This window comes from Pseudomonas sp. MH9.2, from assembly GCF_034353875.1.
In the GTDB taxonomy this organism is placed as follows: domain Bacteria; phylum Pseudomonadota; class Gammaproteobacteria; order Pseudomonadales; family Pseudomonadaceae; genus Aquipseudomonas.
Map to the genome: position 1 here is coordinate 5,195,046 of NZ_CP133784.1, position 19,877 is coordinate 5,214,922.

A 19,877-nucleotide genomic window follows, 5' to 3' on the forward strand; every position below is an offset into this window, starting at 1 on the left:
GTTGCGCCTGAGTCTTATCAGGACACTATTTCTATGGCTTACGTACCCCAGATCAAGATCCCCGCCACCTACATGCGTGGCGGTACCAGCAAAGGTGTGTTTTTCAACCTGCAAGACCTTCCCGTCTCCGCACAGGTCCCCGGCGCGGCGCGCGATGCACTGTTGTTGCGCGTGATTGGCAGCCCGGATCCTTACGGCAAACAGATCGACGGCATGGGCGGGGCAACCTCGAGCACCAGCAAAACGGTCATCCTGTCCAAGAGCAAAAAAACCGATCACGATGTCGATTACCTGTTCGGTCAGGTGTCCATCGATAAGCCGTTCGTTGACTGGAGCGGCAACTGCGGCAACCTGTCTGCCGCCGTCGGCGCGTTCGCCATCAGCAGCGGTCTGGTTGACGCCAGTCGCATCCCGCACAACGGCATGGCGACCGTGCGCATCTGGCAGGCCAATATCAGCAAGACCATCATCGCGCACCTGTCTATCACCGATGGTGCTGTCCAGGAAACCGGTGACTTCGAACTCGATGGCGTGACCTTTCCCGCTGCCGAAGTGCAGGTGGAATTCATGGACCCGGCAGCCGACGAAGAGGGCGCGGGCGGCTCGATGTTCCCCACCGGTAACCTCGTGGACGATCTTGAAGTGCCGGGTGTTGGCACATTCAAGGCCACGATGATCAATGCTGGCATCCCGACTATCTTCGTTAACGCGCAAGACATCGGCTATACGGGCACCGAGCTGCAGGACGCGATTAACGGCGATTCCAAGGCACTGGCGATGTTCGAGACGATTCGCGCTTATGGCGCGTTGCGTATGGGCCTCATTCAGGATATTGCTGAAGCCGCCAAGCGCCAGCACACACCGAAGATCGCCTTCGTCGCCAAGCCAGCCGAATACGTGTCGTCCAGCGGCAAACGGGTGACTGCCGGTGACGCCGACCTGCTCGTGCGTGCGCTCTCAATGGGCAAACTGCATCACGCCATGATGGGCACGGCCGCCGTGGCCATTGGTGCCGCTGCGGCGATTCCGGGCACGCTGGTGAACCTGGCAGCTGGCGGTGGTGCACGTAGCGCTGTGCGCTTCGGTCACCCCTCGGGCACCCTGCGCGTGGGTGCTGAAGCCAGCCAGGTCAATGGTGAGTGGACGGTGACCAAGGCCATCATGAGCCGCAGTGCTCGCGTATTGATGGAAGGATGGGTCCGTGTACCCGGTGATGCGTTCTAATGTGCGCCATCGCTGAATTCTGGGCACCTGTCAACGGTTGAACAATGCTATCGCGCCGGTTCTCTTTGGCGCGATACATTGCCACATAGCAGCCTCTGTTTTCGATCCAGGCCGTCATAGGGCATAAGTCCTGGATAGTTAATGGCGAACTGATAGCAAACTCTGCCTTTGCGCCTGTTCCAGTGCACAAAAAACGCGGCTCCTCGGGTAAACTCCCAAGATGCCAAAAAAATATTATGTGCGCACAAGCCTTCCCCGCATTTTCAATAGCATCGTTACTCGGCTGTTGGTACTGGCGCTGTGCATTGTGATCTCTGGTGCAGTCGTTCGCTATTTCGTGCTGACTCATTTTTTGCGTGAGGATTTGAGCGCGGTAGTGGAAAACCAACAATTAGCGTTGGCGACTTATGTTGCCCACGATATTGATGGGAAGATTGTTCAGCGCCAGGTCTTGCTTGGACGCCTTGCCGCCGCCTTGCCGACGCGTTTGCTTGCGCAGCCTGAGCAACTACATGCATGGCTGAAAGAGCACTTCGACTACCAAACGTTGTTCTCGGCAGGTCTATTCGTGGTAACGCCTAATGGCGTTCCAATCGCGGATTATCCTGTTCTGCGTGATCCACTGACGATCAACTATTCTGACCGTGACTATATTAAAGCTGGATTAGGCGGTGCTTCGTTTGTCGGTCGTCCTGTGGTTGGCCGTTCTGCAAAAGAACCGGTTCTGCCGATCTCTGCTCCGGTCAGAAGCGAAAACGGTGAGGTTCAAGCTGTTTTGGTGGGTGTTACGGCACTGGCTGCCCCCGGGTTTCTTGATTCGTTACTCCAGAGTCGAATTGGTAATGCAACGGGTGGGTTCTTGCTTGTCTCCCCGAGAGATAAGTTATTTGTCGCCTCCTCTGAACTTGATAGTGTGCTCAAACCCACACCGCCCCCCGGCGTCAATGTGCTTCATGATCGGGCCATGGCGGGCTTTCGCGGTACCGGGATAACGGTCAACGAGCAGGGTGTTGAAGAGGTCGCTGCGATGGTGTCTGTCCCGAGCACGGGCTGGTTTGTCGTCGGCCGAGTGCCGAGCAGTGAGGCGTTTGCGACGGTGGGGCGGATGCAGCATTTTTTGATTAAAAATGCAGTCTTCGCTATTTTGGTATTCGCTATTCTCTCCACTACCGGGCTGTATTTCGTCCTCCGCCATTTGTTTTATGCGGCAGAGCATGCCGACCGCATGACGCGGGACGAGTTGCCGCTCGAACCCTTGCCTGTCGTCCGCGATGATGAAGTTGGGCACTTGATATCGGCGTTCAATCGTTTATTGATCAAACTCAACGACCATCAAACTGAACTTACCCGCATGGCTCATCACGACACGCTGACGGGGTTGCCCAATAGAGCGCATCTTTCTGAGCGGCTTCGTCAGGTATTAGCGCGCGCGCCGTGATGAAACACAGGTCGGCCTATTATTCATGGACCTTGATGGTTTCAAGAATATCAACGACACGCTCGGCCACGAGGCTGGTGACGAGGTGTTGCGGCAGGTTGCGAAGCGCTTCGCCAGTACTCTGCGAGAGTCCGATACCCTGGCGCGTATTGGTGGTGACGAGTTTGTTTTGCTGCTCAGTGACCTTGAGGACAATGCCGAAGAGGCTGTCAGCACCATCGCCGCTAAATGTATCGATGCACTGAAAACTCCATTTTTTATTTTCGGCACATCGTGCATCGTGGACGTTTCGATCGGGATAGCACTGTGGGACAGGGAAAGCTCTGCGGATAATCTCCTGCGCGCCGCAGACAGAGTGATGTATCAAGCTAAAAAGACCGGGCGCGGCAAATATATGATCTACAAACATTAGCCAATGATGACCTGAGGCCCAATACGGCTCTGTCGTCAGTTGGGTCCGGTTGTATTCTTTTTTGATCGGTCGGAATAACGGTCAGTTTAATGCCCGCGAATATACTGTTCCAGTTTCCGGATCAGGTCAGCCTGCTCGGCTATCGCCTCTTTAATCAAGTCACCAATGGACAGCAGGCCGAGCAGTTGTCCGTCTTCCACGATGGGTAAATGGCGCAGGTGGCTATCGGTCATAACCCCCATGCACGTCTCGATACTTTGGTGGGAGTTCACCGTCACCACGGGCGAGCTCATGATGGCTCTGACAGACGTGCCGATGGAGGAGCGGCCCTGGAGAACGATCTTGCGTGCGTAGTCTCGCTCGCTGATTACGCCCACCACTTGACCGTCTTCTATCACCGGTAGAGCGCCGATATTTTTCTCGGCCATCACCCGCAGCGCCTCTAGCACCATCTGGTCTGGAGTGATGGTATGGACATGTTGATTGTGGATGGCTTTTAACTTGAGCAGTTGCGCAACGGTCTTCATGCGGGTTTCTCCACTACCATTCTTATAGGTGGCCGCGAACCGCCCTGACGCTGCGGCACAGGTCGTAGGGTCAGGACTGTTTCCACTGTTTAAAGCTAGCGCGCTGCGCTTACTCCGATCTCTACGGCATCCCCGTTCAAACGTACGGGCCAGACACGCAGGCTCTGCTCTGGATATTCCAGGCAGCTGCCGTCTTCGAGACGAAAGTGCTGTTTGTACAGGGGTGAGGCAATCACCAACTCGCCCTTAAGGTTGCCGACGATGCCACGGCCAATGACGTTGGCGCCTGACTTTGGGTCGAGGTTGTCGATGGCGTAGAGGGTCTTGCCCAGACTGTCAGGCAGGTGAAATAACGCGACCTGGGCGCCATCGAGCCAGGCGACGACGCCGGAATTGGCCACCAGGTCTTGGCGGCTGCACAGCATCTGCCATTGCGCAGGGCTTTCAATAGCGTGGCGGGGTTCGATACGGACGACGTTTGACTGGCTCATCAGAGCACCTCCTGGGTAACGGGAATCAGGTGGAGTTCGTTAGCATGCACCGGGCGGCGCTGGCCTCGTTCTTTGACGAAATGGATATCCGGGTCACCGCGCTCATCGTTGACGAAGGTCCGGAAGCGCTTGAGCTTTTCCGGGTCATTGATAGCGTTTGCCCATTCGCATTCGTACCGGTCAATGACCAGTTGCATTTGCGATTCCAGCTCAGCCCCAAGCCCCAGACTGTCGTTGATGATGACGTCTTTGAGGTAGTCCAGGCCGCCGTCCAGGCTTTCGCGCCAGACAGAGGTGCGTTGCAGTTTGTCGGCAGTACGGATGTAGAACATCAGGAACCGGTCGACGTAGCGCAATAGGGTTTGGTCATCCAGGTCCGTGGCTAGTAATTCGGCGTGACGCGGGCGCATGCCTCCGTTGCCACAGACATAGAGATTCCAGCCTTTCTCGGTAGCGATCACCCCAACGTCCTTGCTCTGCGCCTCGGCGCATTCGCGGGTGCAGCCGGAAACCGCAAGCTTGAATTTATGCGGTGCGCGCAGGCCCTTGTAGCGGTTCTCCAGGAGCAGCGCCATGCTCACGCTGTCCTGAACGCCATAACGACACCATGTGCTGCCGACGCAGGATTTGACCGTACGCAATGACTTGCCGTAGCCGTGTCCGGTCTCGAAACCGGCCTCGATCAGTTCGCCCCAGATGTCCGGCAACTGATGCAATTGGGCGCCGAACAGATCGATGCGCTGGCCGCCAGTGATCTTGGTGTAGAGGTCGTATTTCTTCGCGACAGCGCCCAGGGCGATCAACTTGTCCGGGGTGATTTCGCCGGCGGCGATGCGCGGGATGATCGAATAGGTGCCGTTCTTCTGCATGTTGGCCATGAATGTGTCGTTGGTGTCCTGCAGGTGCACCAACAATGGGTCCATGATCGGCTGGTTCCAGCATGAGGCGAGAATCGAGCCCACAGCGGGTTTGCAGATATCGCAGCCGGTGTGGCCACGTCCATGTTTGGCGAGCATTTCGTCGAAGCTAATGATGCCTTCCACCCGTACCAGGGCGTACAGTTCCTGACGGGTATGGGCGAAGTGCTCGCAGAGGCTTTTGTCGACGGCGACGCCACGGGCACTGAGCTCGTGCTCGAAGACCTGCTTGAGCAGTGCGCTGCAACCGCCGCAGCCAGTGCCTGCCTTGGTCTTGCCCTTGAGTTCGCCGAGGTCGGTGCAACCTGCGTCGACCGCACAGCACACCGCGCCCTTGGTAACGTTATGGCAGGAGCAAATAGTGGCGGTGTCCGGCAGCGCATCGGCACCGAGTGTCGGTGCGCCGTCTGACAGCGGCAGGATCAGGCTGGACGGGTCCTTGGGCAGCGCTATGCCGTTCTGCGCGTATTGCAGCAAGGTGTCGTAATAGCTGTTATCGCCGATCAGTACCGCGCCCAGCACATGCTTGCCATCGGCAGAGACCACCAGGCGGCGATAGCTGGCGCTGGCCTCGTCGATAAAGCGGTAGCTCTTGGCGCCGGGAGTCGCCGCGTGAGCGTCGCCGATAGAACCGACATCAACGCCCAGCAGCTTGAGCTTGGTCGACATGTCTGCGCCGGTAAAGGGGTCGTAATGCTGACCCGCGAGTTGCGCGGCAACGTTACGCGCCATGCTGTAGCCCGGCGCGACCAGACCAAAGATGCTGCCGTTCCAGGACGCACACTCGCCGATGGCGAAGATGTAGGGGTCGCTGGTGCGGCAATGATTGTCCACGACCAGGCCGCCACGCGGTGCCACGTCCAGCCCGGCGCTACGGCCGATAGCGTCCTGCGGGCGGATCCCGGCAGAGAATACGATCAGGTCGGTTTCAAGGAATTCGCCACCGTTGAAGTTCATGCGGTAGGCATACTCTTCACCGATAACGATCTCCTGGGTCGCTCGCGAAAGGTGCACACCGACGCCCAGGGTCTCGATCCGTGCCCGCAGTGCTTCGCCACCTGAGGCGTCCAGTTGCACCGGCATCAGTTGTGGGGCGAATTCAACGACATGGGCTTCCAGCCCCAGGGACTTCAGTGCATTGGCGGCTTCAAGGCCGAGCAGGCCGCCACCTACCACCACGCCACGTCGGGCATTGGTAGCCGCCTCGCGGATGGCGTCTAGGTCGTCCAGAGTACGGTAGACCAACCGGGAGCGGCCTTCGGCACCGGGGATCGGCGGCACAAAGGGATAGGAGCCGGTGGCCAGCACCAATCGGTCATAAGCCTGGCGTCTGGCGCTGGTGACTACTTCCTTGCGCTCGCGGTCGATGTCGAGCACTTGCACGCCGAGGTGCAGCTGCACACCGTGGCGGGCATACAGATCGGCCTCACCAAGTGCGAGGGACTCTGCATCACGACCGCCGAAGTACTCTGAGAGGTGGACGCGGTCGTAGGCACGCTGCCGCTCCTCACCGAACACATGCACGTGATAGTGGGCGAGCGCGCCATGCTCGATCAACTGCTCGACGCAATGATGGCCGACCATGCCGTTGCCGATGACGACCAGTGTTTCGCTCTTGATCGGGGTGGCGGTTGCGTTCATAACCTTTCCTCAGTCGAAGCCGCTGCCGTGGCATGGCCAGAAAAAAAAGCAAAAAAAACGCCTGGAGCCGTGTGACGGCTCCAGGCGTCTTTGCCTGGTATTCATGGATGTGTGGTGGGGTGATTAACCGAAGCCGCGCTGCCTGGTTCACCCGTCCTGCGCCAGTACTGGAAGGTGGTCGTCGGTGACCACGCCTGGACGTCCTATAGGAGATTTCTACAGGTTTGTCAGGACTAAAGCAGGTTTCATGCCAGTGTCGGATGGACGTCTTTCTATCCAGAGATCGCTAAGCGGAGGAGGGTTGAAGCGCTACACAGCGGGTCTTTTTCAGGTGCTCTCTACGCACCGGGAAACATGATCGGGTCATATGCTAATGAGTACATTGAACCAGAAGGGTGCGGATAAGTTTCCCGGTTCCCTTATTTGGGGCAATGTAGGTCGTGGGCAATAGAGTCGTCATGGTATGACCATGCCCCCTGCAAGCTGCTGCGCAGTCTGGAAAAGCGGGGGGAGTGCTGATTACCCTTATTTAGGCATATAAGCCAGTTGCCAGCGGCGTGGGATTTTCAGTGCGGCAAACCCCAAAACGGCAGAAAGCAAGCCGCTGAACAATAGAGCTTTCATACCCAGTTGCTGCTCAAGCAGGGCGCCGATCACCGCACCTGCAAACATGCCGGTCCAGGGTATCAACTGAACTCGCCATCCATTTCTTCGCTCTCCCAGCATCCACCGGCCTAATCCTCTGCCGAATCGTGAGAGTGCGCCTGTCACGTAAGTCAGGCCAATAGGGAAGCCATTGACCTCTTCGACGGCGGCGTTGAGCATGCCCATGGCGATAATAGCGGCCAACAGTGCTGGCAGTTGAGCGGTCAATGGCAAGGCTGCCGCAGCGGATAACAACGCAGCGATGCACAGCAGCAAGGGAAGGGCGCGTCGCCCCGTCATTCGGCTTACGACAATGCCCAGTGTATTGCCGCCGATAAACGTGGCAACGACGATAAGCAGTCGCAGCATAAGCCCGAAGTCGCCTTCGCTTATGGCCACGGCCAGGCGGGTGGTGTTGCCGCTCATGAACGATACGAAGTCACCGGTTGCCATAAAACCGATCGCATCCGTCATGCCTGCCAATACCGAGAGACCGGCAACCAGGCACAGGCCAACGCGCCCACGCCATTTCTGTGTGTGCAGCCGCGCGGGATTGGTAAGGATTTTAAGGGGGGAAGGCAGCATCAGCGTATCGGGCTCCTTGGGGGGATTCGTGAGGTCAAGGTGCTGGTATCGTCATATCTCAGCGCAGAGTATGAGGCAAAGCCCAGTGGATTTGAATTCGACGAATGCCTCTTCAAGGATTCCTTGCTTTTCGAGCGGGAGTTTTCGCGGTTGCGCCAACAGTCAACCTGTTCATTTTAAGGCGGCTTACCCACGCGAAGCATGGGTAAGCCGGATTACGTCGCCTTGACAGCGTTCATGCCTGGCTGTGTATTACCACAGCGGTACGATATAGCTCACGTAGAAGCGATTTTCGTCCTGCAGGGTCTGCCCGGTAATACTCGGGTTGGCCCTGGCGTTCTTCCAGGTAACACCCAGGCCCTTCAGTTTCCCCTCAGGCACTTGGTAGCTCAACGCAAGGTTGCGTTCCCATTCGCTGTCACCACCGCTGGCCACTCTGATCTGATCACCATGGGCATAAGTGGCTGCGAAGCCCAATCCTTTGACGCCCAACTGGCCAAAATCATACTTGTACTGCGCAAGCCAAGTACGCTCGCCGGCGTGTTGGAACTTGTTCAATTGCATGTTGGTCAGCGCTGGGGTGTCAGCGCCCGCACCCGGTCCCTGACGGGCGTCACCGCTGTTCAGGCCTGAGTCCAGATAAGGGAAGTCGCTGTCGCCGGTGTTTTTCTGAAGGCCCAAACCTAAGGTGTGGCCTGCCAGGCTATAGCTTTCCATCAAGCTAATAGTCGACTGGTTGATCCGCCCTTTGCTCAGGCCATTACCGTAGTAGCCATTGGTTGCAAAGTCACTGTCGCCATTGGCGTTGCCGCCTATGCCCAGGCTGCGGTAACCACGGAAATCACTGGCGAGGCTACCGACGGGTAGTTGAGTGATGTGCTTGGCACCGATAAAGGCTTGCTGATAGTAATCCTGCAGGTTGGAGTACCACAGGCTCAATGTGGTGTCGGCAATGCCCGTGTAATCGGCGCCGCCATAGAGGAAGCGATCACTGAGTTTGGCGCCGCCACCGGTGATCATGCCACTGTCGTTGGTTTCGTTGCGGATTTTCGTCCGAATGATATCGCCACCGGTAAAGGTGAAGTCTGACAAATCCTTGGAAACCAACTGCGCCCCGGTATTGGTCTGGTGGTACAGACGCCCATCGGTATTGGCCAGCATCGGGTTGTTTTGATACAGCCCGCCCACACGCAACTCATCTTTAAGGAAGCGCATTTTGAGGGTAGGGGTCAGCACGGCGAAGTCATTGGCGGACTTGCCGTTATCCAGCGGGAACATGCTACCAGGGTAACGGCTTTGATTGCTCTTGTCGTTCAGGTCGCCGCCGGAGTCGAGTTTGAGGCCATAGAAGCCCTCAACATCCAGACCAACGCCAACGGCGCCTTCGGTGTAGCCAGACTTGAAGTTGAGCTGAAAGCCCTGCCCCCAGTCCCGGTAGCTTTTGGCTGCTTTACTAGGATTGTTATTGCCATCTATACCGCGACCCTGCTGATTAAGGTAGCGATTGAGCAACGTAAGGTCGGCATGGCTGTCGTCGATAAAATCCGCTTGAGCAGACATCACTACGCTGCCCAATATGGCGCCGACAATGGGTTTGTGCAGTTTCTTGATCATCATGGGTCTCGTTCACAGGGGTATTCAAACTGCCGATCAGCTACTCAAACGGCAGTATTGCGATGCTGGCGGTCAACGCCTTTATCTGTGCAATATTTTGAAACGCATTAGGAAACAATGACATGACAATCATGTGACAGGACGCTAAGAGGAATGTCGCATTGACCGATGCCTGAAAATCGAGGTTGGTAGGGGTAAAGCGGAGGGCGTTCTTTTAATTTTCCTTGCAGGGGATCTGATGTAACTAAATCCCCTTTAACCTGACGTCAATGTTTAGAGGCAGGTCGCCAGCGCGCTAAGCCTGCGCTCTGCAATCGAATTACTCAGTGCCTGGTAATAATTGACAGTTGTGCCGGACGCTCCACTGAGCACATCAACGAAGTACTCCGAGCCCCTTGTGTAGACCGTGAGTTCTTTCTGGCTACCGGAATGTATAAACGCATCACCCTCTACGCCAAAAACTGACTCATCCTGCCAGGCGAACTGGATACATTGGGCGACGAGCTCGCCTGACTTCTGAGATAAAAACGTCTTGTACGGGCCTTGGGATCTGGCCTCATTCATGGCCGGCGCTGTACATCCCGCCAACATCCCCAAGGTCAGGGCAGCTATGAGCATCCGCATTATGCTTCCTCGTTCTGAAAGTGCCGACTTTAGCACTCCGCAGTCATGAGTCCACTTACTCCATGCACCCTTGCTTTTTTTGACCCAAATCAAGCCACTCACGGTCACCCGATATATGTTCACGTGACGCACGGACGCAAACTCTGAACACGAGTAGAGTCAAGCGGATGGTCAGATCAAGCACGACAACTACCCCCCACAGACACCCGCGTTTCGAGACCGCCGCACGGCTGACTTCGGGTGTGTTTATTGTCGTGAGTGTCGATCCGTGTTCCCGACCCGACCTTAATCATGAAAGGCCTGTTAAACAGGACATACGATGAAAGATTTCTCGCCTCTGGAGGCGAACGCCACTGCTGAGGTGGGCCTGAGCGAGTGTGAGGCCCAACTTCGTCTTGGCCGGGATGGCCCGAACGAGATGCCGGTTTCGCAACCACGAAGCGTGCTGCGTCTGGTTCGCCAGGTCGCGACTGAGCCGATGTTTCTGCTGTTGCTGGCGTGTGGGGCGCTCTACATGGTGCTGGGGGATGCCCAGGAAGCCTTGATGCTTCTGGGCTTCGTCTTTGTGGTCATGGGCATGAGCTTTGTCCAGCAGCGGCGCAGCGAGCGCTCGCTGGACGCTCTGCGCGATCTGTCCAGCCCGCAAGCCCAGGTCCAGCGCGACGGCCTAATACGCCGGATCGCGGCCAGAGAGCTGGTGCTGGGCGACATCGTGCTTCTCGCTGAAGGCGACCGGGTGCCTGCCGACCTGCAACTCATCGACGCACCGAACTTCGCGGTCGACGAGTCACTGCTGACAGGAGAGTCGGCATCGGTGGACAAGCATGCGTCGCCTTTGAACGTGATCGATGACGATAGGGCCATCGCACAGGATACAGCGGATCTGTCGCGGGCCTTTTCGGGCACGCTGGTCACGCGCGGCACTGCGCGTGGGCGGGTTATCGCTACTGGCGAGCGCAGCGCGCTGGGGCGCATCGGCCAATCGCTCGCGGGGATCGTAGTCGAGGCCACACCGATCCAGCAGGAGACGCGTTGGGTTGTCAAACGCGTGGCGCTCGTCGGCCTGGCACTGGCCGCTTCCCTCGCCGTTACCCACGCACTTATCCTCGGTAGCTGGTTGCAGGGTTTATTGGCCGGACTTACGTTGGCGATGGCCATCCTGCCCGAGGAGCTGCCGGTCGTGCTGACGCTCTTTCTGGGGCTGGGTGCCTGGCGTCTGGCTCGCGAGAAGGTACTGGCGCGTAGCATTCCCGCCATTGAATTGCTGGGGGCGACGACGGTGTTGTGCGTTGACAAGACTGGCACGCTGACCGAAAACCGAATGACGGTGCGGCGTCTGTGGTCCGAAGAGGCAATTTATGACACCTCGCAGGCGGGGGGAGCGGCACCGCTGCAGGACGAGTTGCATGGCCTGCTGGAGTACGCGGTGCTGGCGAGTCATCGCCGTGCGTTTGATCCGATGGAGTTGGCCATTGGTGAAGCCGGCCAGCGCCTGTTGGCGAATACCGAACACCTGCATGGCAACTGGACGCTCGTCGACGACTATCCGTTATCACCCGAAATGCTGGCAATGTCTCGGGTATGGCAAAGTCCGGACAAGGGCTCACCTGCCCGACTCATTGCGGCCAAAGGCGCGCCGGAGGCCATCGTCGATCTATGTCACCTGGATGCCACGCGCAGTGCTGTGATCGCCAGGCAGGTCTTGGCGATGGCGAGCGACGGCCTGCGCGTGCTGGGTGTCGCGCAGGCCACGTTTGATACAGAGGCGCTGCCGAAACTGCAGCACGACTTCGATTTCCAGTTCCTCGGGCTGGTTGCTCTGGAGGACCCGGTGCGGCCCGATGTGCCGCAGGCCATTGCGGAGTGCAAAGCCGCAGGCATACGCGTCGTGATGATGACGGGCGACCACCCGGCCACTGCGATCTCGATAGCGCGGCAGGCGGGCTTGAGTGCTGAGGCGCCAGTCATCACCGGGACTGAAATCGCTACATTGAGCGATGAGGCTCTGACTGCGCGCCTTGCCGACACGCACATCTTCTGCCGTGTGCAGCCCGATCAGAAGCTGCGCCTCGTGCAGGCATTCCGCGCTCGGGGCGATGTGGTCGCGATGACGGGCGACGGTGTCAACGACGCCCCGGCGCTGAAGGCCGCCGACATCGGCGTTGCCATGGGCGCGCGAGGCACCGAGGTCGCGCGCGAGGCCGCTGCACTGGTTTTATTGAACGACGACTTTGCCTCACTCGTGACGGCCGTTCGTTATGGTCGCCGGGTGTTCGCCAACCTGCGCAAAGCGATTGCCTTCGTGGTGGCGGCGCATGTCCCCATCGTCGGGTTGTCGATCCTGCCTGTATTGATCGGCTTGCCGATGCTGCTGATGCCGGTGCACATCCTCTTCCTGCAACTCATTATCGATCCCGCGTGTTCGGTAGTGTTCGAAGCCGAGGCGCTGGAGGCGGACGCGATGAAGGTTGCGCCACGGCGGACGGATCAGCGCCTGTTCGACAGGGCCTTGATGGTGCGTGGATTGTGGCAGGGGGGCGGTTTGCTGGTGTTGTTGCTGGGGACTTACGCGAGTGCGCACTTAATAGTGCCTTCTGATGCCGGTCGTGATGACATGGCGCGGGCGCTGACATTTGTCGTGCTGGTGCTATCGAACCTCGCCCTGATACAGGCCAATCGCTCTTGGGTCCATACCTCGTGGCACAGCAGCAGTGCCTCCAATCGGCAATTCGGCTGGATCGCGGCGGGAACGATCGCCATGTTGTGTGGGGTGCTTTTCGTACCCGCCATTAGCCGGCTGTTTTCGTTCGTGACGCCAACGCCTGTGTTGCTCGCGGCGGCACTCGGCGTCTCGATCGTGAGCCTGATCTGGTTCGAATGCGTCAAGTGGGGCCTTCGTGCCCGTTCAACCAACGCCGTTAAACCGAGCTGTCTGGATTGAGTATCAATACACTGCCGGGCATCTTGTAAAGAATGCGCTCTGCCGTGCTTCCGAGCAGATGCCCCAAGCTTCGGTGGTGTATCCGGCCCATAACGATAACGTCGATGTCTTGGCTCTCGGCAAAGCGGGCTAACACCTTGGAAGGGCTTCCCAACATAAAGTGACGGTTCTCCACCGGAACACCGTTGCGTTCAGCCAATGTATCGAAGGCTACGTTTTCCAGTTCGTACAATGTCGGTGTGGTCGGTGTCAGGTTTGAATCGAACATCATCGAGGCACTGGCGTAGCTATAATCCGCCGCATCAATCATCGACAGGTCATAGGCATACACCACATCAACTTGAGCGTTGCATTGAATGCCCAGTTTTAACGCTTCGTGAATGATCGTGTCATTGAACCCCGAATACTGATCATCGGGATGGAGTAGATCAACCGCTGCAACGATTCTGCGAGGCGTAGGGTTATGGCTCTTTGCAACGAAGTGCAAAGGGTAGGGACACTCGTGAAGCAACTGCAGGTCCAGGGTGGTAAATACAGCACGCTTTAATAACGACTCGTGTTGCAAATCCTTGATCACCAGATCAACAGGCATCTCGTGCAGGTATGTAAGCATTTCCTTCAGGGGATGTTCAGCCCACACCACTTCTGTCGTGACCTCTATGCCCAGATGACGTAGCGGATGCGCTTGCTCTTCCAGCCATTGACGATGGCGCTCGACATAGCTGTAGCGCATTTCTTCCAGTGCCCGTTCGTTGACCAGTCCGGCGGTCGCCAAGCCTTCCAGATAATCAAAGGCAACAATGTGCAGCGCAGCACCTTTGGCTTTTGCCAATGCTGTGGCGCGCTCAAACGCCGGGGTTTTATCCAGCAAAGGAGGAACAATGAGCATGAGTCGCTGTTGGTTGGTCATGATGCACCCCGGCGAAAAAGTCGTTAGTTGCCAGCGATAATAGCCGTTTAACGCAAGCATGTTCCGAGTCGTGGCGCAGTATTTGATGTGGATCAACCTTAATATAGCCAGTTGCGCAATCAACCTGATGTTCGCGGCGCTGATGATCCCGAACAGGCTCCAGGCCAACGGGCGCGTGGGCAGGCGAGGCTCGTCAGACATGCGCCAAGGGCAAGGCCCAATTTGGATAAGGCTGTATATCCATACAGATAAAGGTTGCTTCAACCCCCAACACTGCGCATGCTGCACCTCACCCCTCGACGCAATGAACGATGACGACCATGCGGCTCTTCCTGTGTGAAAAACCTTCCCAGGCCAAAGACATTGCCAAGGTGCTGGGCGCTAACAGGCGCGGCGATGGCTGCTGGGTGGGATCAAACGTCACGGTGACTTGGTGCATCGGTCATCTATTGGAGACCGCACCGCCAGACGCCTATGACGCCCGGTACAAACGTTGGGTCCTGGCCGATCTGCCGATCATACCCAAAGAGTGGAGAATGCTGGTCAAGCCGAAGACCGCAAGCCAGTTCAAGGCTGTCAAACGTCTGCTCGGTGAGGCCCGCGAGCTGGTCATTGCGACGGATGCCGATCGTGAAGGTGAAATGATTGCCCGCGAGTTGGTGGAGTACTGTCGGTATCGCGGGCCGATTCAACGGCTCTGGTTATCAGCCCTCGACGATGCGTCGATCCACAAGGCGCTGGCGGCGCTCAAGCCCGGTGCCGAGACATTTAGTCTCTATCATTCGGCGCTGGGCCGCTCGCGCGCTGACTGGTTGATTGGGATGAACATGAGTCGGTTATTCACCCTGCTTGGGCGCCAGTCCGGCTATCAGGGCGTGCTGCCGGTAGGGCGGGTACAGACACCGACCCTGCGTCTGGTGGTGGACCGCGACCGCAGCATTGCCGTTTTTGTGCCGGTTCCGTATTGGGCGATTGATGTGCAGCTACTCTGCGACGGCACGTATTTAACCGCCCAGTGGCGCGCGCACGAAGACACATGTGACGAGCACGGTCGCTGCTTGAACCAGGCACTGGCTCAAGAGGCTGCAGCCGCCATGACCAATGCCGCCAGCGCACGGGTGATCAAGTTGCGCACCGAGCGTATGCGCGAAGCACCGCCGTTGCTGTTCGATTTGGGTACTCTTCAGGAGGTGTGCTCCAAGAAACTGGGCTTTGGCGCTCAAGAAACCCTGGATATCGCCCAGGCACTTTATGAAACCCATAAAGTCATTACCTACCCGCGCAGTGATTGCGGCTATCTGCCGCTGAGCCAGCACAGCGAAGCGCCAGCGATCCTGGCAGCCTTGGGCCGTGCCGATCCGGGCTTGGTGGACCTGCTGAAACACGTAGACCCCAAGCGCCGCTCGCGGGCGTGGAACGACGCGAAGGTCAGTGCCCACCACGGCATCATCCCGACTGCCGCAACGATAGACCTTGGGCGCTTGGTAGGTAAGCATCGGGCGGTCTACTCCTTGATCCGGGCGCGCTATCTGGCGCAGTTTCTGCCGAACCACGAATACGACCGAACCCAAGCCGATTTTGATTGCGCCGAGCAGGCGTTGCGCGCGGTGGGCAAGGTGATCGTGGAGCCCGGTTGGCGGCGTGCACTTCCGCAAGCCGTGGCCCCCGCCAAAGGCCGCGAAGCGCCTCCCGCCCAAATTCTGCCGGCCCTGACCGAAGGGCAAGAGTGTGACGTAGCGGACGTGACGCTGAAAGACCTCTGGACCCAGCCGCCCAAGCCCTTCACCGAAGGCGATCTGATCAAGGCGATGAAGAACGTCGCCAAACTGGTAGACGATCCCCGTCTCAAGCAGAAACTCAAGGACACCACCGGCATCGGTACCGAGGCGACGCGCGCCGGGATCATTCAGGGATTGCTCAATCGGGGCTATCTGATCAAGCAGGGCAAGGCATTAGCCGCCACCCCGGCAGCCTTCAGCCTGATCGACGCCGTGCCCCGAGCCATCGCCGATCCCGGAACCACCGCCATCTGGGAGCAGGCGCTGGATATGGTTCAGAGCGGCGAGATGAGCCTGGAGGACTTTGTGGCCAAACAGTCAGCCTGGATGAGCAAACAAGTGGATCGTTGTGCTGGCTTGGGCCTGAGCATTGCCGGACCTGCGAGCCCGGCGGGTCGCGGCACTACGCCCTGGAAGAAGAAGCGCAGTGCAGCCGCACCCAAGACCGCGACCGCCAGTAAGCGCCGCAAAGCCAAATAGCCTGGCTTGATTGAGACGCGGGTCCCAAAAAACGGGTGATGGGGCGACCTCACCGAATCCACTGCGACGGGAGAAATAGGCAAAAGATGCAACGTTTGCCGCTGCAGGCGCTCATAGAAGTAGGCAACAGCGCAGACAGGATTGGTTCAAGGATGTTCATATCGCTTTAGGCATTCTTCTCCAATCCACCTTAAAGAGGGAGTGACTGAACAGATGACAACCCCGGACAAGCAGTATGTGGAGTGGCTGGTTGAGCAGTCGATGCTCAATGCCGCCAAGCAGCGCGCCAAATTGTATTCGGGGCAGGGCAGGCTCTGGCAGAGGCCTTATGCGCAGACTCGTCCCCGAGATGCTTCGGCCATTGCATCGGTCTGGTTCACCGCTTACCCGGCATCGATTGTGACCCGTGAGGGCGGCTCTGTGTTGGAGGCGCTTGCCGATGAGACGCTGTGGCACGCCTTGTCCGAAATCGGTATTGAAGGCATTCACAACGGCCCACTCAAAACCTCCGGTGGTTTGCAAGGGCGTCTTCGTACACCCAGCATTGATGGCAACTTCGACAGGATCAGTTTCGAGATCGATCCAGAGTTGGGCACCGACGCGCAATTTCAAAGTTTGAGCCGCATCGCCGCTGCGCACAACGCCGTCATCATCGACGATGTGATCCCCTCTCACACGGGCAAAGGCGCTGATTTTCGTCTGGCTGAAATGGCTTACGAAGACTATCCAGGCCTCTACCACATGGTCGAGATCAGGGAAGAGGACTGGCACCTGTTACCTGACATTCCGCAAGGTCGGGATGCGGTGAATCTCACGCCGGAAATCGTCGATTGTCTCAGAGACAAGCATTACATCGTGGGGCAATTGCAGCGGGTTATTTTCTTCGAGCCGGGTATCAAGGATACCGATTGGAGTGCCACGTCGGTGGTTCAGGGCGTGGACGGAAAGGACCGGCGCTGGGTGTATCTGCACTATTTCAAAGAAGGCCAGCCATCACTCAATTGGCTGGACCCAAGCTTTGCCGCACAACAGATGATCATCGGCGATGCGTTGCATGCCATCGATGTCATGGGCGCACGGGTCTTGCGTCTCGACGCCAATGGTTTTCTCGGGGTCGAGCGCAAGGCTGAAGGCAATGCCTGGTCAGAGAGTCACCCGTTGTCGATCACCGGTAATCAACTGCTGGGCGGGGCCATTCGCAAAGCCGGAGGGTTCAGCTTTCAGGAGCTGAACCTGACCCTGGATGACATCGCCGCCATGTCCCACGGCGGTGCCGATCTGTCCTACGACTTCATTACCCGACCGGCTTATCAGCACGCGTTACTGACCGGCAATACTGAGTTCTTGCGCCTGATGCTGCGTCAGGTCCATGTGTTCGGGATTGATCCTGCGTCGCTGATTCACGCGCTGCAAAACCATGATGAGTTGACCCTTGAACTGGTGCACTTCTGGACGCTGCACGCCCACGATACTTATCACTATCAGGGGCAGACCTTCCCCGGAAACATCTTGCGCGAACACATCCGCGAAGAAATGTACGAACGGCTGGCAGGGGAGCACGCGCCCTACAATCTCAAGTTCGTCACTAACGGCGTGTCCTGCACCACGGCCAGTATCATCACGGCCGCCTTGGGCATTCGGGACCTTGAGGCCATCACTGAGGCAGACATTCAGCGGATCCAGCACATTCATGTGCTGTTGGTGATGTACAACGCGATGCAGCCGGGGGTTTTCGCCTTGTCCGGCTGGGACTTGGTGGGCGCGCTGACACTGCCGGCCGAACAGGTTCAACATTTGATGCAGGACGGCGATACGCGCTGGATTCATCGGGGGGCTTACGATCTGGTCGACCTCGACCCTGACGCGGAGTTTTCGGCCGGCAACATGCCGCGTCCGAAGACCCTATACGGCAGCCTGGTCGATCAATTGCAGCGGCCGGACTCCTTTGTTTCTCTGCTCAAGAAAATACTGGCTGTGCGGCGCGCGTATGACATCGCCGCCAGTCGCCAGATTTTGATCCCTGACGTGCAGCATCCAGGTCTGCTGATCATGGTTCACGAACTGCCAGCCGGGAAGGGCACCCAGATCACCGCACTGAACTTCAGTGCTGAACCCGTCGTCGAGACCTTGCATCTGCCCGACATCGCCCCCGGCCCGGTCGTTGACATCATCAATGAACGAGTCGAGGGGGATCTGACCGAGCAAGGCGAATTCACCATCACCCTGGACGCTTATGAAGGCCTCGCGTTACGGGTGGTGAGTACATCGCCGATGGTTTGAGGATGACCGGCTGGCTTCGCTCCTGTGGTCCATAGGTTTACTGACCCTAGGGGCGCTCTGGCGCCGTTTGCCCAAACAGGATTTTCTTGCCGTCCTCGGTGACGGCAGGGCGGCTAGAGAAGGGTTCGCCTTTGGCGTAAGCCCGTATCGTCGCCGGACGGGCTTGCACGGCTTCAAACCAGCGACGCAGGTTGGGGAAGTCGTCAAGGTTCTGTTGCTGTTGTTTCCATGGGACAACCCAAGGGTAAGATGCCATGTCCGCGATGGTGTAGTGCTCGCCGGCAATAAACTCCCGACCGGCCAGCCGACGGTCGAGCACGCCGTACAGTCGCTTCGTCTCGTTGACGTAGCGATTGATCGCGTAAGGGATTTTTTCGGGCGCATAGAGGCCGAAGTGATGGTTTTGTCCAGCCATGGGGCCCAAGCCGCCTACTTGCCAGAACAGCCACTCAGACACGGTTTTACGACCGCGAACATCGCTGGGCAGGAATAGCCCGGTCTTCTCCGCGAGGTACATCAGGATGGCGCCAGATTCAAAAATCGTTATTGGCTCACCGCCGTCCGCCGGTGCAGTGTCGATGATGGCGGGCATTCTGTTGTTGGGCGAGAAAGCCAGAAACTCTGGTTTGAACTGATCGCCCGCACTGATATCGACCGGGTGGAGGGTGTAATCCAGCCCGGCCTCTTCGAGAAATAGGGTGATTTTATGGCCATTGGGGGTGGGCCAGTAATAGAGCTCAATCATGGCGGATGCTTCCCATTGCAGTGGTGTGATGGTCGAGTAGGGCGAGGGCTGGACGCACCAAGCCTTCCAGCAGGTCGCGCTCTGGCCGTGCGCGGGCGAGGACGCGAATGCCCAGTAGGACGCCCAGAAGAAGGCGCGCCAAGTCATCGGCAGGCTGTGAGGTGGAAATTGCCCCGGTGTGCTGACCCGTTACCACGCACCGGCGAAAAAAAGCCTCCATCTGTGTGAAGACTTCGGCAATGGCGCGTTGGAACTCCGGGTCAAGGGGGGAGGCTTCGAGCGCCCCGTTCACCAGCATGCAGCCTTTGTTCTGCGGGTCGTTCAGGGACCGTTCGATGATTTCGCTAAAGAATGCACCAATCGCTTCACGCGGGGGCAGCTTCTCCAGACGATTGATGCGCTCAACCAGGCGTTGCTTCAGATAGTGGTCCAGCGCGCGTCGATACAGTAAACGCTTATCACCGAACGCGTTGTAAAGGCTGGCGCCCGTGATCCCCATTTTCTGGGCAAGGTCGCGAATCGAGGTCGCTTCATACCCTCGTACCCAGAAGCATTGCACGGCTGCATCGAGCACTGCGGCTTCATCAAATTCTCTTGGTCGAGCCATCTCGCGGTTCCTCAGCAT

15 protein-coding genes are annotated in these 19,877 nt (G+C 58.0%); 6 read left to right on the forward strand and 9 right to left on the reverse strand.

Features of this window, described 5'->3' with window-relative positions; genetic code table 11:
* The first annotated feature begins 33 nt into the window (after positions 1-33).
* The 3 genes from prpF to RHM55_RS23930 all read left to right on the forward strand — a co-directional run bounded on the left by prpF (position 34) and on the right by RHM55_RS23930 (position 3,074).
* Positions 34-1,224 carry a 2-methylaconitate cis-trans isomerase PrpF gene (gene prpF, locus RHM55_RS23920; RefSeq protein WP_322178624.1) on the forward strand — a complete coding sequence of 397 codons (1,191 nt, stop codon included), beginning with the start codon at positions 34-36 and terminating at the stop codon, positions 1,222-1,224.
* A 220-nt stretch (positions 1,225-1,444) separates the two neighbouring features.
* Positions 1,445-2,662, forward strand: a complete 1,218-nt coding sequence (locus RHM55_RS23925) for a cache domain-containing protein (protein ID WP_322178625.1) — start codon at positions 1,445-1,447, stop codon at positions 2,660-2,662.
* Between the two features lie 25 nt (positions 2,663-2,687).
* Positions 2,688-3,074: a GGDEF domain-containing protein gene (locus tag RHM55_RS23930; RefSeq protein WP_322178626.1), complete on the forward strand. Its 387-nt coding sequence runs from the start codon at positions 2,688-2,690 to the stop codon at positions 3,072-3,074.
* 86 nt (positions 3,075-3,160) lie between these two features.
* Here the strand turns inward: RHM55_RS23930 and RHM55_RS23935 are convergent, their stop codons facing one another.
* The 6 genes from RHM55_RS23935 to RHM55_RS23960 all read right to left on the reverse strand — a co-directional run bounded on the left by RHM55_RS23935 (position 3,161) and on the right by RHM55_RS23960 (position 10,118).
* On the reverse strand, positions 3,161-3,601 hold the full coding sequence (locus tag RHM55_RS23935) for a CBS domain-containing protein (RefSeq protein WP_322178627.1): 441 nt from the start codon (positions 3,599-3,601) through the stop codon (positions 3,161-3,163).
* Positions 3,602-3,696: 95 nt separating this feature from the next.
* A complete protein-coding gene (gene nirD / locus RHM55_RS23940) occupies positions 3,697-4,092 on the reverse strand; it encodes a nitrite reductase small subunit NirD (RefSeq protein ID WP_322178628.1) in 396 nt (131 codons plus the stop codon).
* Positions 4,092-6,650, reverse strand: a complete 2,559-nt coding sequence (nirB, locus tag RHM55_RS23945; protein WP_322178629.1) for a nitrite reductase large subunit NirB — start codon at positions 6,648-6,650, stop codon at positions 4,092-4,094. Before nirB ends, nirD begins: the two co-directional genes overlap by 1 nt.
* Before the next feature lie 525 nt (positions 6,651-7,175).
* Entirely contained in the window at positions 7,176-7,880 is a 705-nt protein-coding gene (locus tag RHM55_RS23950) for a YoaK family protein (RefSeq protein WP_322178630.1), read from the reverse strand.
* A gap of 252 nt (positions 7,881-8,132) precedes the next feature.
* Positions 8,133-9,494, reverse strand: coding sequence for an OprD family outer membrane porin (locus RHM55_RS23955; RefSeq protein ID WP_322178631.1), 1,362 nt, complete (start codon positions 9,492-9,494; stop codon positions 8,133-8,135).
* A gap of 273 nt (positions 9,495-9,767) precedes the next feature.
* Positions 9,768-10,118 carry a hypothetical protein gene (locus RHM55_RS23960; protein ID WP_322178632.1) on the reverse strand — a complete coding sequence of 117 codons (351 nt, stop codon included), beginning with the start codon at positions 10,116-10,118 and terminating at the stop codon, positions 9,768-9,770.
* 319 nt (positions 10,119-10,437) lie between these two features.
* On the opposite strand from RHM55_RS23960, the gene RHM55_RS23965 reads away from it, so the two are divergent.
* Positions 10,438-13,059 carry a cation-translocating P-type ATPase gene (locus tag RHM55_RS23965; RefSeq protein WP_322178633.1) on the forward strand — a complete coding sequence of 874 codons (2,622 nt, stop codon included), beginning with the start codon at positions 10,438-10,440 and terminating at the stop codon, positions 13,057-13,059.
* Here the strand turns inward: RHM55_RS23965 and RHM55_RS23970 are convergent.
* The gene (locus RHM55_RS23970; protein ID WP_322183093.1) at positions 13,037-13,969 is read right to left on the reverse strand and encodes a universal stress protein; all 933 of its coding nucleotides are present in this window, start codon (positions 13,967-13,969) and stop codon (positions 13,037-13,039) included. The two genes, RHM55_RS23965 and RHM55_RS23970, sit on opposite strands and share 23 nt — an antisense overlap.
* 320 nt (positions 13,970-14,289) lie before the next feature.
* Here RHM55_RS23970 and RHM55_RS23975 point away from each other — a divergent pair, with 320 nt between their 5' ends.
* Together RHM55_RS23975 and treS are read left to right on the forward strand one after the other, a co-directional pair.
* Complete coding sequence (locus RHM55_RS23975) at positions 14,290-16,227, forward strand: DNA topoisomerase III (protein WP_322178634.1); 1,938 nt, start codon at positions 14,290-14,292, stop codon at positions 16,225-16,227.
* Positions 16,228-16,440: 213 nt separating this feature from the next.
* Entirely contained in the window at positions 16,441-18,507 is a 2,067-nt protein-coding gene (gene treS / locus RHM55_RS23980; RefSeq protein WP_322178635.1) for a maltose alpha-D-glucosyltransferase, read from the forward strand.
* A 46-nt stretch (positions 18,508-18,553) separates the two neighbouring features.
* Here the strand turns inward: treS and RHM55_RS23985 are convergent, their stop codons facing one another.
* Entirely contained in the window at positions 18,554-19,252 is a 699-nt protein-coding gene (locus RHM55_RS23985) for a glutathione binding-like protein (RefSeq protein WP_322178636.1), read from the reverse strand.
* The gene (locus RHM55_RS23990; protein WP_322178637.1) at positions 19,245-19,859 is read right to left on the reverse strand and encodes a TetR/AcrR family transcriptional regulator; all 615 of its coding nucleotides are present in this window, start codon (positions 19,857-19,859) and stop codon (positions 19,245-19,247) included. The genes RHM55_RS23985 and RHM55_RS23990 overlap by 8 nt, the downstream gene beginning before the upstream one ends.
* Between the last annotated feature and the right edge of the window lie 18 nt (positions 19,860-19,877).

Bases quoted from the DNA above. Each gene is read 5' to 3' on its own strand.
- prpF (WP_322178624.1), top strand. From the start codon at position 34: ATGGCTTACGTACCCCAGATCAAGATCCCCGCCACCTACATGCGTGGC.
- RHM55_RS23925 (WP_322178625.1), top strand. From the start codon at position 1,445: ATGCCAAAAAAATATTATGTGCGCACAAGCCTTCCCCGCATTTTCAAT.
- RHM55_RS23930 (WP_322178626.1), top strand. From the start codon at position 2,688: ATGGACCTTGATGGTTTCAAGAATATCAACGACACGCTCGGCCACGAG.
- RHM55_RS23935 (WP_322178627.1), bottom strand. From the start codon at position 3,601: ATGAAGACCGTTGCGCAACTGCTCAAGTTAAAAGCCATCCACAATCAA.
- nirD (WP_322178628.1), bottom strand. From the start codon at position 4,092: ATGAGCCAGTCAAACGTCGTCCGTATCGAACCCCGCCACGCTATTGAA.
- nirB (WP_322178629.1), bottom strand. From the start codon at position 6,650: ATGAACGCAACCGCCACCCCGATCAAGAGCGAAACACTGGTCGTCATC.
- RHM55_RS23950 (WP_322178630.1), bottom strand. From the start codon at position 7,880: ATGCTGCCTTCCCCCCTTAAAATCCTTACCAATCCCGCGCGGCTGCAC.
- RHM55_RS23955 (WP_322178631.1), bottom strand. From the start codon at position 9,494: ATGATCAAGAAACTGCACAAACCCATTGTCGGCGCCATATTGGGCAGC.
- RHM55_RS23960 (WP_322178632.1), bottom strand. From the start codon at position 10,118: ATGCGGATGCTCATAGCTGCCCTGACCTTGGGGATGTTGGCGGGATGT.
- RHM55_RS23965 (WP_322178633.1), top strand. From the start codon at position 10,438: ATGAAAGATTTCTCGCCTCTGGAGGCGAACGCCACTGCTGAGGTGGGC.
- RHM55_RS23970 (WP_322183093.1), bottom strand. From the start codon at position 13,969: ATGACCAACCAACAGCGACTCATGCTCATTGTTCCTCCTTTGCTGGAT.
- RHM55_RS23975 (WP_322178634.1), top strand. From the start codon at position 14,290: ATGCGGCTCTTCCTGTGTGAAAAACCTTCCCAGGCCAAAGACATTGCC.
- treS (WP_322178635.1), top strand. From the start codon at position 16,441: ATGACAACCCCGGACAAGCAGTATGTGGAGTGGCTGGTTGAGCAGTCG.
- RHM55_RS23985 (WP_322178636.1), bottom strand. From the start codon at position 19,252: ATGATTGAGCTCTATTACTGGCCCACCCCCAATGGCCATAAAATCACC.
- RHM55_RS23990 (WP_322178637.1), bottom strand. From the start codon at position 19,859: ATGGCTCGACCAAGAGAATTTGATGAAGCCGCAGTGCTCGATGCAGCC.